The sequence below is a fragment of the Bacillus sp. AK25 genome (genome assembly GCF_048270685.1).
GTDB lineage: Bacteria > Bacillota > Bacilli > Bacillales > Bacillaceae > Bacillus > Bacillus altitudinis.
The window spans coordinates 2,399,681-2,413,508 of sequence record NZ_JBLUWC010000001.1; the positions used below are offsets into that span (position 1 = coordinate 2,399,681).

Annotated in this window: 16 protein-coding genes and 1 other annotated feature; of the genes, 2 read left to right on the forward strand and 14 right to left on the reverse strand. The window is 43.2% G+C overall.

The genetic code is table 11. The features are described from left to right. Window positions 1–25: 25 nt before the first annotated feature. The 5 genes from ACNO7B_RS12500 to nadB form a co-directional block, all read right to left on the reverse strand. Entirely contained in the window at window positions 26–646 is a 621-nt protein-coding gene (locus tag ACNO7B_RS12500; RefSeq protein ID WP_008342769.1) for a YhcN/YlaJ family sporulation lipoprotein, read from the reverse strand. Between the two features lie 133 nt (window positions 647–779). Then, a complete protein-coding gene (safA, locus tag ACNO7B_RS12505) occupies window positions 780–1,976 on the reverse strand; it encodes a SafA/ExsA family spore coat assembly protein (RefSeq protein WP_417901568.1) in 1,197 nt (398 codons plus the stop codon). Window positions 1,977–2,107: 131 nt separating this feature from the next. Continuing rightward, complete coding sequence (gene nadA, locus ACNO7B_RS12510; protein ID WP_046344123.1) at window positions 2,108–3,217, reverse strand: quinolinate synthase NadA; 1,110 nt, start codon at window positions 3,215–3,217, stop codon at window positions 2,108–2,110. Further along, entirely contained in the window at window positions 3,204–4,067 is an 864-nt protein-coding gene (nadC, locus tag ACNO7B_RS12515; RefSeq protein ID WP_017358129.1) for a carboxylating nicotinate-nucleotide diphosphorylase, read from the reverse strand. The genes nadA and nadC overlap by 14 nt, the downstream gene beginning before the upstream one ends. Further along, on the reverse strand, window positions 4,049–5,620 hold the full coding sequence (nadB, locus tag ACNO7B_RS12520; protein ID WP_417901569.1) for an L-aspartate oxidase: 1,572 nt from the start codon (window positions 5,618–5,620) through the stop codon (window positions 4,049–4,051). The genes nadC and nadB overlap by 19 nt, the downstream gene beginning before the upstream one ends. A 92-nt stretch (window positions 5,621–5,712) precedes the next feature. Here nadB and ACNO7B_RS12525 point away from each other — a divergent pair, with 92 nt between their 5' ends. Continuing rightward, window positions 5,713–6,861 (forward strand): IscS subfamily cysteine desulfurase, encoded by a 1,149-nt coding sequence (locus tag ACNO7B_RS12525; protein ID WP_065460806.1) that lies wholly within the window; start codon window positions 5,713–5,715, stop codon window positions 6,859–6,861. Window positions 6,862–6,864: 3 nt separating this feature from the next. Continuing rightward, entirely contained in the window at window positions 6,865–7,404 is a 540-nt protein-coding gene (locus ACNO7B_RS12530; protein ID WP_065460808.1) for a transcription repressor NadR, read from the forward strand. 24 nt (window positions 7,405–7,428) lie between these two features. Here ACNO7B_RS12530 and pheA read toward each other — a convergent pair whose 3' ends face one another. The 9 genes from pheA to ACNO7B_RS12575 all read right to left on the reverse strand — a co-directional run bounded on the left by pheA (window position 7,429) and on the right by ACNO7B_RS12575 (window position 13,747). Next, window positions 7,429–8,307, reverse strand: a complete 879-nt coding sequence (pheA, locus tag ACNO7B_RS12535; protein ID WP_057079252.1) for a prephenate dehydratase — start codon at window positions 8,305–8,307, stop codon at window positions 7,429–7,431. Window positions 8,308–8,325: 18 nt separating this feature from the next. Next, a complete protein-coding gene (locus ACNO7B_RS12540; protein WP_008342790.1) occupies window positions 8,326–8,769 on the reverse strand; it encodes an ACT domain-containing protein in 444 nt (147 codons plus the stop codon). 55 nt (window positions 8,770–8,824) lie between these two features. Continuing rightward, window positions 8,825–10,111, reverse strand: a complete 1,287-nt coding sequence (gene obgE / locus ACNO7B_RS12545; protein ID WP_007501521.1) for a GTPase ObgE — start codon at window positions 10,109–10,111, stop codon at window positions 8,825–8,827. Between the two features lie 21 nt (window positions 10,112–10,132). Continuing rightward, a complete protein-coding gene (locus ACNO7B_RS12550) occupies window positions 10,133–10,726 on the reverse strand; it encodes a sporulation initiation phosphotransferase B (protein WP_135226651.1) in 594 nt (197 codons plus the stop codon). 256 nt (window positions 10,727–10,982) lie between these two features. After that, window positions 10,983–11,267, reverse strand: a complete 285-nt coding sequence (rpmA, locus tag ACNO7B_RS12555; protein ID WP_003216586.1) for a 50S ribosomal protein L27 — start codon at window positions 11,265–11,267, stop codon at window positions 10,983–10,985. A 12-nt stretch (window positions 11,268–11,279) separates the two neighbouring features. Further along, window positions 11,280–11,618 (reverse strand): ribosomal-processing cysteine protease Prp, encoded by a 339-nt coding sequence (locus ACNO7B_RS12560; protein ID WP_007501524.1) that lies wholly within the window; start codon window positions 11,616–11,618, stop codon window positions 11,280–11,282. 14 nt (window positions 11,619–11,632) lie between these two features. Then, window positions 11,633–11,941, reverse strand: coding sequence for a 50S ribosomal protein L21 (gene rplU / locus ACNO7B_RS12565; protein WP_003216781.1), 309 nt, complete (start codon window positions 11,939–11,941; stop codon window positions 11,633–11,635). 12 nt (window positions 11,942–11,953) lie between these two features. Beyond that, window positions 11,954–12,027 (reverse strand) — a sequence feature (ribosomal protein L21 leader region). Window positions 12,028–12,093: 66 nt separating this feature from the next. Continuing rightward, entirely contained in the window at window positions 12,094–12,963 is an 870-nt protein-coding gene (locus ACNO7B_RS12570; RefSeq protein ID WP_024718398.1) for a M50 family metallopeptidase, read from the reverse strand. Then, a complete protein-coding gene (locus ACNO7B_RS12575) occupies window positions 12,956–13,747 on the reverse strand; it encodes a peptidoglycan DD-metalloendopeptidase family protein (protein ID WP_410685066.1) in 792 nt (263 codons plus the stop codon). Before ACNO7B_RS12575 ends, ACNO7B_RS12570 begins: the two co-directional genes overlap by 8 nt. Window positions 13,748–13,828 lie beyond the last annotated feature (81 nt).

Here is a 13,828-nt window from a genome sequence, read left to right on the forward strand (position 1 = left end):
GAACTTTAGCCTTTTTTATTCCAGCCTATCGGGTCATGCCTGTCTGACCTGTTTCAAATTGCGTTTTTCTCATATCTCTGAAGCGTGTAAATGCGCCTTCGTCTTTAATGACTTGGACAGCTCTACCGTCTGCATAACGAGTCGCTGCTTCTTCTACTTGTGATACACCCTCTGATGTCAAGCGCCCATCTGTTTTAAGAGCAATATACACATTTTCATCCGTCACCATGACTTGTGAGTCTGTCACATGGTTCATTTTGTTCACTCGGTTGGCGATTTTTCTTGAACGCTGGATGTTCTCTTGTTTATCGTAGCCAGAGAACGACATTTGGTTATGATAGTTCATATCTCCATGACTGTAGCGTCCATCTCCACCAGTAAGCGGCATTCTCACTTGATCCTGTGTAGGGCGTGAACGATCATCAACATTCGTTGTATTTCTTCCGTTCATTCCCTCCATAAGCTCAGAAACCGGTCCTTGATGATCTTGGTTGTTGTCTGTTGCCTGTTGATTGGAGTGGTATCCAACTGGCTGGCCAGATTGATTATGACGTGTATCTACACCCGCATTGTTATTTGTACCACATGCCGTTAATCCAATAGGTAGAAGCACTAAGGCGATTGTTTTTTGCCATTTTTGTCTCAAACGAAAAACCCCCTGTACAAATTGAATCTCATGAGCGCAAAACAGGCTCTGTATTAGCATGTACAGTTGAGGACAAAAACAAGCTGTCAGTTATAAACAAAAAAAGGAACGATTGAGATCGTCCCTTGTGTCATTAATCTTCTTCGTCTTCTTCTGGTCTTGCAAAGACAGATGGGTTTTGATAAGGCTGCTGCATATAAGGCTGAGCTGGATAAGCACCCATTTGACCATATGGAATAGGGTTTGGATAATGTCCAGGCCATGGTTGATGATGCTTCATCCCATCATCGCATCCGCAGTCTTCCTTGCCATATGCTTCATTTGGAGCGTTTGGATAAAAGCCTTGATTGACATTGGCATTCGCATTCGCTCCTGCATTTGGATGCATATGGTGGTGCCAGTGATGCCCCTCGTTTGCATGATGCTCGTGATTTTCACCATAATAAGCCGGTGCTTGATACGCAGGATAATATGGCTGAGCCGCCGGGTAAGGGTACGGCATCATGTGATGATGATAATACGGCTGTACCGGATAACAAAGGCCTGATCCCGGTAAAATAGGAGAAGCGGGTACCATTTGTTGCGGATATGGATACATTGCTGGCATGTAATGACCATAACCATAATAAGGATCATATGACTCTTGATGATGGTGGTGATGCTCTTTATTTTCAGCCATGCCCCCTACTGCTGCCCCTCCAACATTCGGCATTTGCGGGAAATTAGGAAGGTTTGGGTAATTACTATGTTCCATATCTTTTCCCTCCTCTTTTTGATGTGGGATATGAATGAATGGATCATATCCCTTTGCCACTTCATCTTTGAAATGATCCTTATTTTCATGATGAAAATGGTCCTTGTGATCTTTATGATCCTTTTTCTCATGAACATGATCTTTCTTTTCATGAACGTAATCTTTTTTCTCATGATGTTCTTTTTTCGGAGGAGGCGTGAATGGCTGGTAGAGATTCGTCTGATAATAGTTTACATCAACTTGTGGAAAAACTGGCTGTTCAATCTTTGGTACTGGTGGCACATAAGGTACCGGTTCATTCGGCTTTTCCTTCGGCTTCGTATCTTGAACTTGCACGACATCCTTTGGCTTTTCTTTTACATACGGGTGTTCTTTTGCTTTTGGCATTTCTTTTGCTTTGTGATGATCGGTTTTGACAGGAACACCACTAGATGGAATTTTGATTTTCATTCCTGGCATAATTAAATCTGGATTACTGAGCTGCGAATTTAATTTTTTCAATTCTTGAAAGTCGACTCCGTACTTCTTTGAAATTTTCCAAAGGGAGTCTCCTTTTTGCACAATATGAATTTTCAACGTTTTCCCCTCCTATGCAAAACGTGAACGTAGCGGTTATGTCAGAAGTACAATATGTTTCAACATAAATTTATGCCTATTTACAAGCCGATATGATAAAAACTTGTTTTCTGATAGGAGGGGACACTTCATTATTTAATGGTCAGCATCTTATTTAAAGCGAGCAATGCCTCTTTTGTCGTCTCTTCATTCACTTGAATCAAACCGACTGGCTCCCCTTTTTCAATGCTTTCAAGTGACCATAGTAGATGAGGCAGATCAATACGGTTCATTGTCAAACATGGACACATATCTGGATTGAGGGATTCGATTTGTTTGTCAGGGTGCTGGTCAATGATGCGGTTCACTAAATTCATTTCTGTTCCAATGGCCCACTTGCTTCCTGCTGGTGCCTGCTTGATCGTATCAATAATAAATTTCGTTGAACCAGCTAGATCAGATGCCTTTACGACTTCATGCGTACACTCTGGATGAACAAGAATCTGTATGTCACGGTCTCGTTTTCTCGTTTGTTCAATATTCTCAATGGTAAATTTCTCATGAACAGAGCAATGACCTTTCCATAAAATCATTTTAATTCGATGAAGCGGTTGATCGGTGATGAGCTTTTCTTCTATTTGATCCCAGACAGCCATTTCCTCTAGCGGAATCCCTAAATCATAGGCCGTGTTACGCCCTAAATGCTGATCAGGAAGAAAAAGAATTCGCTCTTTTTGGGTCAGCGCCCACTCCAATACTTTTTTAGCGTTTGAAGATGTGACAGTCGATCCGCCATGTTTGCCGACAAATGCTTTAATATCAGCCGTTGAGTTTACATAAGTCAGTGGAAGGATCGTATCTCCAAACAGCTCAGTGAGCTGATCCCACGCCCTGTCTGTTTGTTTCATATTCGCCATATCTGCCATTGAACAACCTGCTCTCATATCTGGCAAAAAGACGTGCTGATTCTTTTTTGATAGCATATCGGCCGTTTCTGCCATAAAATGAACCCCGCAAAATACAATGTATTCTGCTTCGTGATTGTCAGCAGCAATTTGTGCAAGCTGCAATGAATCACCTGTCACATCAGCAAATTGGATGACTTCATCTTTTTGATAATGATGACCCGGTATAAAAAGCTTTGATCCAAAGGCGCGTTTAATCTCTAATACTCTCTCTTTCATTTCATCATAAGAGCGCAGTTTATATTCATCTGGCATCATGGCTGTATGTTGCGCTGCTAACACATCAAGCATGGACATGAGTCGTTCCCCCTTTATGGCTGAATTCCATATTCATACTAAAATCGAATGATGGAGCAGAATGTGTGAGGAATCCAAGTGAAATAAGGTCTACACCTGTCCCCCGGTAGTTAGCCACATTCTCTAACGTGATGCCGCCTGATGCCTCAGTCAATATGGTTTCAGGGGTCATTTGTTTAAAGCGCTTCACTTCGTCTGGAGAGCAGTTGTCAAACATGATGACATCTGCTTTGGCTTCAATGGCTTCCATCAGCTGTGCTTCTGATTCAATTTCCACTTCAATTTTCACCATATGACCGGCGTATGCTCTTGCTTTTTCCACAGCTTCCCTGATAGAACCACAAGCCGCAATATGATTATCTTTAATCATCACCCCATCGGATAAGCCGAAACGATGATTCTTTCCGCCTCCGACTTTTACTGCGTACTTCTCCAGCATGCGCAAACCGGGTGTCGTCTTTCTCGTATCACAAATCGTAATAGATGGATCAGCTAATCGCTCTACTGCTTCATGCGTTAGTGTAGCGATTCCTGTCATTCTTTGCAGGATATTCAACACCACCCGCTCCCCTTTCAGCAAGTCGTTGACGGGGCCAGTTATTTGTGCCAGTACAGCCCCTTCATGAATCCAATCACCTTCCTGGAAAAACAGCTCAGTTTGAACTTGTTCATTCAGCAGTTTGTATCCCATATCAATGACTTGTGTCCCGGCCAATACGCCTGATTGTTTCGCCATGATGTAAGCTGTTCCTTTCTTGTCTCCAAAGATGGCATCAGCGGATACATCTCCAAACCCAATATCTTCTTTTAAAAAATGAGTGAGCATTTGCTTTAACTGTAAACGTTCCATTTGGCACCAATCCTTTCATTTTTTACGGTATAAATATGGCCCTGTTCATGTACAATCTGTTTTGCTCGCCACGAAGCATCGTGCCGATTTGGATAATCGGTGCGATAATGACCGCCCCTGCTTTCTGTTCGGAGTAATGCGGATTTGACAAGGCATATGGCTAAAGCCCATTGATTCGTTATTTCGATCTGTTCATTTGTGATATTCTTCACATTGATTTGCTGAAAAGAGACTTGTTCTAAATAATCGAGCAAAGTCTGTAAGCCTTTCTCATCTCTCACAATTGCGGCATATGCTGTCATCCATTTTCTGAGCTGAGCCAGTGACACCGTTGGGACAGACCATACTTCTTGAATGGAAGGAGCAAGGTTTTTATCTTGCCGGGCTTGCAACCGCTCAATATACCGTGCTGCGTTGTTTCCTAAAACGAGACCTTCTAAGAGCGAATTACTTGCCAATCGATTGGCGCCGTGTAAACCTGTACAAGCTGCTTCACCAATGGCAAAAAGTGATGGAACTGTTGTTTCTCCATGTTCATTCACCTTAATTCCACCCATTAAAAAGTGCATACCGGGTGAAACTGGCAGCCTTCTGCTTGCCATATCAACTCCCGCACGCTGACACATTGAAGCAATCGCAGGAAAACGTGCAGAAAAATACGGAATATCACGGATGTTCAGATAAATGGAATGACCGAGTTGCTGCTCATGGAAAATGGTCCTTGCCACCACATCTCTAGGCGCTAAATCGCTCTGCGGGTGAATTCCTTCCATGATCCGCCTGCCTGATTCATCTTCTAAATAGGCGCCCTCTCCCCTGACTGCCTCTGATACGAGACCGATCGCTTTACCTGAAGTGGTCAAAAGGGTCGGATGGAATTGCACAAATTCGAGATCTACTAGCTGTGCCCCTGCGCGATAGGCCATCATCAGACCGTCTCCTGTCACAGACGGATCATTTGTGTTTGTTTCATATAAGGACCCACAGCCGCCAGTGGATAATACAACTGCATCTGCGGTCATTGTATGTACATGACCTTTTTCGTCTTTCCACACGACACCGGTACATACCCCTTCATGAACTAATAGATCCATGACATAATGGTTTTCATATACATGAATGTGTGAGCCGAGCTTCCCTTTCAAAAACTGCACGAGGGTTTTTCCTGTTTGATCTCCCCCTGCATGCAGAATACGATGGGTCGTATGGGCTCCCTCTTTACCTAACTGCGGAATTCCCGTTTCATCTCGATCAAATGGGCAGCCCTCTTCTACGAGCTTCTTTACAAGATCTTTTCCATGACGGACGATCTCCTGTACAGTTTTGTCATCATTGTGACCACACCCCGCAGCTAAAGTGTCTTGCACATGCTGATCGACAGAATCATGTGAAGAAAAGGCTGCAGCAATTCCCCCTTGTGCGAGCATGGAATTACTAGAGGAAAATTGTTTTTTTGTCATCATAATGACTTGGCAGTTCTCTGAGATCGTATTCACAAAGGAAAGAGCCGCAATGCCCGACCCCACCACAATGACTTTTTTGATAGATGACACAATTGCCCCTCCTGTCATTTACACCTGTCTTGACACATATCATTACACAATACTACAATAAATACAAGAAAAAATTTTCACACAGGAGATGGATGGATTTGATTTATTTAGATTATGCAGCTTCTACACCTGTTTCTGAGGAATCACTGCATGTATTTCAGCAGTTGAGCAAAGAATGTTACGGAAATGCGAGCAGCCTGCATGATGCAGGAGGAAGAGCAAATGAAATCTTGGCTTATAGCAGACAATCACTTGCAGCGATTCTAGGGGGCGAACCTGATAGTATTTACTTTACAAGTGGCGGAACTGAATCCAATATCCTCGCGATTCAATCGATCATAAATGGGCTACCTCCACATAAACAGCATGTCATTACCACATCAGTAGAGCACCCTTCCGTTCATCATGCGGTTAATGCCTTGCAGCGTCTCGGTGTGAAGGTGACGATCATAGAACCGAATCAAGAAGGAATCATCACAAAGGAGATTCTCAAACAGGCGCTATTGCCTGAAACCGGACTAGTATCCATCCAGCATGCCAACTCAGAAACTGGGATTATTCAGCCATTAGCTGAGTTAGCGACGCTCTTAAAAGAAAGAGATATTCTTTTTCATACAGATGCAGTGCAAACATTCGGAAAAATGCGTGTGTCGATTAAAGAACTTGGAGTTGATGCCCTCTCCATTTCGAGTCATAAAGTGTATGCACCTAAGGGCGCCGGTGCTGTCTATATGGGAGCACATGTCCCTTGGAAGCCTATATATCAACATACTGTTCAGGAAAATGGTCTACGCCCAGGGACAGTGAACGTGCCATGCATCGGTGCTTTTGTAGCTGCGAGCGAGCAAATCATGCTGAAAATAGATCAACAGCAACAGCTAGATATTCAGCTTCGTGATTATTTTCTTCAGCAGCTAAAAAAACGGAAGCTGCCTGTCCGCATGCTGCAAGAAAGTGACCAGCGCCGCACGCTGCCTCATATTATTGGTTGTTTTTTTGAAGGGTTTGAAGGACAATATGTAATGTTAGCTTGTAACCGGCATGGAATTTGTATATCTACTGGAAGTGCGTGCGCTTCTGGTTATCATCATCCTTCCCCTGCTGTGAAGGCATTACATGTATCAGATCGTGATGCCCTTCAATTTATTCGACTATCATTTGGACGAGGATCATCAAAGGATGACATCGATCAGCTTTTGCATACATTTGAGAGCTTGCAAAAGGAGAAGAAAGGAGCATAAAACGTGGAACGAGAGAGAAAACTCATTGGCGAAGAAAGAAGAACCGCCATTTTAAAGTGGCTACAAGAGACTGATACACCACTCACCGGAAGTTTTTTAGCCAAAAAAGCCGCTGTCTCACGACAAGTCATTGTACAAGATATTTCATTACTCAAAGCAAAAAATGAACCCATTATTGCCACAAGCCAAGGCTATGTGTATATGGCGCAGCATACACCGGAAACTGAAATTGAACAGATTATCGCTTGCAAGCACGATCCTCATCGTACAGAAGAGGAGCTGACACTGATTGTAGACTACGGTGTAACGGTGAAAGACGTGATCATTGAGCACCCTGTCTACGGGGAGCTGACGGCCTCTATTCGAGTGAGTACGCGCAAACAAGTGGCTGACTTCGTTCATCATATTTCTAATACGGGCGCCTCCTACTTATCAGAGCTGACAGACGGCGTACACTTACATACCCTTACTTCCTACAGCCAAAAGCAGCTTGACCAAGCCATTCAAGCGCTTGATGACGCTGGATTTCTCATTAAAGACTAAAAAAATAGTGTCCCCAAGAGGACACTATTTTTCATTCGTTAATTCATATGTTTGATAGCTGCCGAGTAGTTTCACTTCACAGCCAATCGCTTCTAATTCTTGAATGGCGCCAGGGACAAGTACATCATCCATCTCTTTTTCGATATCAATGATAAATAAATAGTGTCCAAGGCCTGTTTTTGTCGGACGCGATTCAATTTTGGACAAATTGAGATTCCGCCATGAAAAAGCTGATAACACGCGGTGCAATGCACCTGACTGATCATCCTTTGGCAGGCTGACAACAATGGTCGTTTTTGGCTTTGAAGAAAAACCAGAATTCATTGGGAACGATGCCTTCGCCTCTTTATGTAAAATAACAAAGCGTGTATGATTGTGCGGATAATCATGAATGTCTTTTTTCGCAATCGTCAATCCGTACGTTTTTGCGGCGATTTCATTCGCAATCGCACCAACAGCTTCATCTGGATGCTCACTAATGTATTTTGCTGCATAGCCTGTTGATTCCACTGGCCGATGCGGAATATCAGGGAACTGCTTCTTCAAAAATTGATGACACTGCGCAATGGCGTGCGGATGTGACTGAATCACATCTAATGTCTCCCAGCTCTCCGCTCTCGATGGATGGACAAGCAGGTGCTGGCGAATCGGCGCTGTCATTTCGCCCACAATGGACAAAGCGTCCTCATGAATTAAATAATCAATTGTTAAGTTCACAGATCCTTCGAGTGCATTTTCAAGTGGAACGACCGCCAAATCTACTTCTCCCTTTGACACGGCATCCATACATTGCGGAATGGTTGCATAAGCCCGCTGCTCTGCATCTTTTGGAAAACAAGAACAGACAGCCAAATGAGTAAATGTGGCCTCTGGTCCAAAGTAACCTACCGTTAATTGCTTCATCTGCTATGATCTCTCCTTTTACGCCCCAGAACCTAGAATTTCAACTTTTTCGACAAATTCAAGTTTTCTTAATTGATTCATGACTGTATTAATATCATCTGCCATGCCGGCCGTACTGATCGACAGGGTAACATTCGCTCTTCCTTGCAACGGAATCGTTTGGTGAATGGATAACACATTACAGCCAGAGTCAGCCACAATTTGCAGCAGCCTAGACAGAGCCCCAGACCGATCCTCCAGGTGGAAAAACAATGTGATGATCTGCTCTTTGACCATCGTATAAAATGGAAAAACAGCATCTCGATATTTATAAAAAGCACTGCGGCTTAAATCCGCTTTTTGAACAGCATCGGCAACTGAATCCGCTTTTTTGCGATCGAGAAGCTTTTTGACTTCAAGCGTTTTTCGCATCGCATCCGGAAGTACATCCTCTCTTACTAAATAGAACGTTTCTTCTTTCACCTGTTTTCTCCCCTTTTAAAAACGGGAGAGCCCATGAACTGGACCCTCCTTTTAATCAATCGATAAATTCAAATTCAAATTCAAGCAGACGAATGATGTCTCCATCTTTTGCACCACGTTCACGCAGGGCATCATCAACGCCCATTCCGCGCAGCTGTCTAGAGAATCGTTTCACTGACTCGTCTCTTGAGAAATCTGTCATCTTAAACAGTCGCTCAAGTGCTTTACCAGTTAAGACAAACGTACCATCAGGATCTCTTGAGATCTCAAATGCTGCTTCTCCTTCATCAAACTTGTACATCACACGGTTATCAGAGAGCTCTTCTTCATTGTAGAGCGGGAATTCCGGTGTTGTTTCAAGCTGATTGGCGATTTCAAATAAGAGCTCACGAAGCCCTTCTCTTGTGATCGCACTAATTGGGAACACTTTATAGTCATCTGTTAATTTTTCTTTAAATGCCGCTAGATTGTCAGCTGCATCCGGCATGTCCATTTTGTTCGCTACAATGATTTGCGGACGCTCTGTCAATCTCATATTGTATTGCTCAAGCTCTTCGTTAATCGTCACGTAATCTTCGTATGGGTCACGCCCTTCAAGTCCAGACATATCAATGACATGGACAATGACACGTGTACGTTCAATGTGGCGTAAAAATTGATGACCTAAGCCAACACCTTCGTGCGCTCCTTCGATCAGTCCTGGCAGATCCGCCATGACAAAGCTTCGGTTATCGTCTGTTTCAACAACTCCGAGGTTTGGCACAAGCGTTGTAAAATGATAATCCGCAATTTTTGGTTTCGCAGAAGAGACAATCGAAAGCAACGTTGACTTCCCGACACTTGGGAAACCAACAAGTCCAACATCTGCAAGTACTTTTAATTCTAAGATGACGTCACGTTCTTTACCTGGCTCACCGTTTTCAGACAGCTGTGGTGCAGGGTTTGCTGGTGTTGCGAAGCGTGAATTTCCACGTCCGCCACGTCCACCTTTGGCAATCACAGCCCGCTGCCCATGCTCTGTCAAATCAGCTAGTACTTGTTCCGTCTCAGCATCTGTCACCACTGTACCCGGCGGAACTTTAACAATCATTTCTTCCGCATTTCGGCCATGCTGGTTTTTACTCATTCCATGCTCACCGCGGTCCGCCTTGAAATGACGCTTATAACGAAAGTCCATTAACGTTCTGAGTCCTTCGTCTACTTCAAAAACTACATCTGCACCATTTCCGCCGTCGCCGCCAGCTGGCCCGCCTTTTGGCACATATTTTTCACGACGGAACGCCACCATACCGTTTCCGCCGTCACCGCCTTTAACATACACTTTAACCTGATCTACAAACATAACTTCCTCCGTTTCTCTGCATCACATATCTCGTTCTTGCCTCAAACAAAGCTCAATCATGGACTCGTGATTCGTCACATGAAATTGCGTTATACTCATACATGGATAGTTTGCGTCATGAAACGCATTTAACGCATCCAAACTTGTTAATTTTCCTTTGAAATCAAAATATAAGATCACATCATTCTCTTCATGATCCGTTTGGAAAGTGACCGTTAAATGATTTTCAGTTTTTTGGCAAACTGATTGATCGAATATCGAAAACAACTCCTGTGATACCGATAGCAGCTGTGATTCATATGCTGATAAGTCTCGGGTTTCACCAAGCACTTCATATTCTAAGGTGATAAAATGCGACTCCCAATTAAATGTTAGAAAGTAATAGGCCAATTGGGGAATTTTTAAATTTGAGAGTTTGGATTCATGCTGTGCTTCAATGACCATTTCTTCTATAATTTCAAACACGCGGTCATATTTTTCTAATGTCAAGTTGCCTTTGATCAGCTGTAATTTATTCATCCAGTCGTGTCTTGAACGACTAAGCAGATAGATCAATTCATTTGTTAATGCAACGTGAGTTAATTTTTCATTTTCTTTACTTGGTATCTCTTCCATTATCGCACTCCCAATCGTTTGGTCTCTCTTTTAGGAGTCTTATCATCAATATGTCTCCCTGAATTATAACAGAGAAGACAGCATAGAAAAACACTAGTTATGTGAGGAAAGGTTGTTTTTTCTGATCGTATAGGAGAAAATGAGGCAAAGTCAGCAAACGTTCTTTGATATTTATGGAGTGCATCTTCTTTTATCATCTTCGGTACTGCTTGTAAAAGTGAAAAAAACTCCAGTCAATGACCGGAGTTTTTAGCAATTATTGTGCCGCAGGATATACGCTCACTTTTTTACGGTCACGACCGAAACGTTCGAATTTAACCGTTCCGTCGATTTTAGCGAAAAGAGTGTCGTCGCCTCCGCGTCCAACGTTTTCACCTGGATAGATTTTCGTTCCACGTTGACGATAAAGGATAGAACCACCAGTTACGAATTGACCATCAGCACGTTTAGCGCCTAAACGTTTAGACTCAGAGTCACGTCCGTTCTTTGTAGAACCTACCCCTTTTTTAGATGCGAAAAATTGAAGATCTAATCTAAGCATGAAGTTCACCTCCTATTTTTTTGTAGATATTCTCACATAATCGTGATAATCTCGTTCAATTGTTTCTAAGGAAACGACCATGCCTTCTAAAAGCAACTGGGCTTTTTCAAAGGTGACTGGATCTGTATCAGCTGGCAGTTCAAAAGAGAAATACCCGCCTTCATCTCCAATATCAAGCAGTGGATCCATTCCTGTCAGTGCAATAATTGAATTGACTGACCCGAAAACAACAGCAGATACACCTGCACAAACGAGATCCTGACCTTTTTCAGCAAACTCGGCATGTCCAGTCATCTGAAAAGACGTAATGCTTTCATCTGCTGGCGACCGAGTAATGGTTGCTTTGATCATATCACTCACACGCCTTAAGCGTTGATTTTTTCGATAACAACTTTAGTGTAAGGTTGACGATGACCTTGTTTTTTGTGGTTGTTTTTCTTCGGTTTGTACTTGAACACAGTAATTTTCTTACCGCGACCTTGTTTTTCAACTTTAGCCGTTACTGTTGCTCCAGCAACTGAAGGGTTACCCACTTTGACAGTGTCTCCGCCGACAAACAATACGTTTTCGAAAGTAACTGTTTCACCTGCTTCAGCAGCTAGTTTTTCAACATAAACAGTTTGACCTTCTTCAACTTTTACTTGTTTACCACCAGTTTCGATAATTGCGTACATCTCTGCACCTCCTAATAAACTCAGACTCGCCGAATACAGGGGGCCAATAGGCACTTTACACCTGCTCCGCGCGGTTGTAGCACGGGTGCTACATATCCATAACATTAAAAAATATATCAAATTAGACGCGGAATGTCAATGTATTTTCACCATTAGTACGGCAAAAGAAGATCTTCCATGGAAGAGGTGGTTCTTCGATCTGAAAAATAAGCATGGAGCAATTCATTTTCATCGAGCTGGCTCATTTTCACACCATTCCGTTCGATAATAATGGGATGCTTACAGCCCCTTTGGAATCGCGCCATCACTTCATATATTTTCTCCTCAGCACTGGCTCTCAGCGGAATGAGTTTCTCTACCTTTTGCTCTTTTTTACCGTAATAACGTTCTAGTAAAAAACGCACCCTAATATAATGCCGCTGCCGGTGCTCCATCACAAGCGAGTAGGCTAAAAAAGTGAGCAGGATCCAGCCATTGAATTGCAGCGGAGCAAAACAGAGTAACCCTGCTGTTAAAAGACCGAAAAAAATGAGAGAGCCTTTTATTGCAAGGGCATGTGCCTGTTGGAAAGGGTAAAAAACAGATAAGAGCAAAAAGAATAATTTCCCGCCATCAAGCGGCCAAATGGGCAAAAGGTTCACTAGAAAAATCGCTACATTATAAAAAGTAAACATCGTAAAGACGTCATATGAAATAAGTGAGGCTTCCATGAGAAGCCAGGCGACGAGCTGGAGCGGGACATGCTGAAGAGGTCCGCATAAAATGACCGCCAGCTCTTCTTTTAGCGGACGGTTCCCGTGCTCTTCTACTTCTACCGCCCCGCCAAATGGCAGTAAAAAAATCCGCCGAATCCGCCAGTGATAATAACAAGCAGCCGCTGCATGTCCAAGCTCATGGACACAGACGATGATGAGCAGACAAAGCAGCGGCTTAATTTGACCTGATAGCATGGCAAATGCCATGACTATCCAAAGGAGCGGGTGAACATGGACCTTTGTCAGCATGAGCAGCCATCTATTCAAAGGTCATCACCTGAATGGGATCAATAAACTGTTCATTTTGCTTAATCGCAAAGTAATATGTCCCCTTGCCTTGTTCATCGAGCGCAATTTGACCAATTTTTTCCCCTTTATCGACAAAATCGTATAAAGCCACATCAGCTTCTTTTAGTTGGCCGTACCAGCTGTAGCTGTTATCTGCATGCTGCACCACGACTGTGAGCCCTGTATCACTTTTCTTTTTCACTTCTACGACATAGCCTTCTTTCATACTATCGATGGCTTCAGCAGATGTTTCAACTTTCACTCCGGCACCATTTTGCGTAAAGGATTCCTGTACTTTTCCAGAGGCAGGGACAGCCAGTTCTTGATTGGCTTGTACGTCCTTTTGCCCTTCTTTTCTATCGGTTAAAAAGGCAAGTGGGTTTCCGACAGTTTTCTCAAACCACCGGTTGGCGGCGGCAAATTGAAAATCTTGTTCAAAGGTTTGACTGATCATCGGCTTCAGCTGCTGAAAAGGCCCCGCCTGTCCTTTAAATGTAATAGCGGCAATCAGTACAAGAGAGGCAGAAAGTAAACATTTAAGCACAAATGTATTTGAATGAAATAACGGATGGCGAAATTTTTTCGTTTGGTGAGACGTTGACTCGTAGGAAGCCGAGCCAGAATGCTTTTCTTCTTCTGTTAACATGACCCATGGTGGAATATCATCTTTCTTCTTGAAAGCTGCCTTCTTAGGGGCAGCAGCTGGCTGCTTCATTTTGCGGCGCTGCGCTATTTTCTTTCGATACTCGTCCACTCTTTTCATAAGATCACCCTTTACATACAAACAGTTTGTACATTTTATGTGGCGACCTCATATGATATGCAACAAAAAGACCGATTCTCA

What these genes read in the sequence shown, in the direction of transcription:
- nadA (WP_046344123.1), bottom strand. Translation starts at nt 3,217, where the DNA reads ATGTCCATGCTTGATGTGTTAGCAGCGCAACATACAGCCATGATGCCA.
- nadC (WP_017358129.1), bottom strand. Translation starts at nt 4,067, where the DNA reads ATGGAACGTTTACAGTTAAAGCAAATGCTCACTCATTTTTTAAAAGAA.
- ACNO7B_RS12525 (WP_065460806.1), top strand. Translation starts at nt 5,713, where the DNA reads ATGGATTTGATTTATTTAGATTATGCAGCTTCTACACCTGTTTCTGAG.
- pheA (WP_057079252.1), bottom strand. Translation starts at nt 8,307, where the DNA reads ATGAAGCAATTAACGGTAGGTTACTTTGGACCAGAGGCCACATTTACT.
- obgE (WP_007501521.1), bottom strand. Translation starts at nt 10,111, where the DNA reads ATGTTTGTAGATCAGGTTAAAGTGTATGTTAAAGGCGGTGACGGCGGA.
- ACNO7B_RS12550 (WP_135226651.1), bottom strand. Translation starts at nt 10,726, where the DNA reads ATGGAAGAGATACCAAGTAAAGAAAATGAAAAATTAACTCACGTTGCA.
- rpmA (WP_003216586.1), bottom strand. Translation starts at nt 11,267, where the DNA reads ATGCTTAGATTAGATCTTCAATTTTTCGCATCTAAAAAAGGGGTAGGT.
- ACNO7B_RS12560 (WP_007501524.1), bottom strand. Translation starts at nt 11,618, where the DNA reads ATGATCAAAGCAACCATTACTCGGTCGCCAGCAGATGAAAGCATTACG.
- rplU (WP_003216781.1), bottom strand. Translation starts at nt 11,941, where the DNA reads ATGTACGCAATTATCGAAACTGGTGGTAAACAAGTAAAAGTTGAAGAA.
- ACNO7B_RS12575 (WP_410685066.1), bottom strand. Translation starts at nt 13,747, where the DNA reads ATGAAAAGAGTGGACGAGTATCGAAAGAAAATAGCGCAGCGCCGCAAA.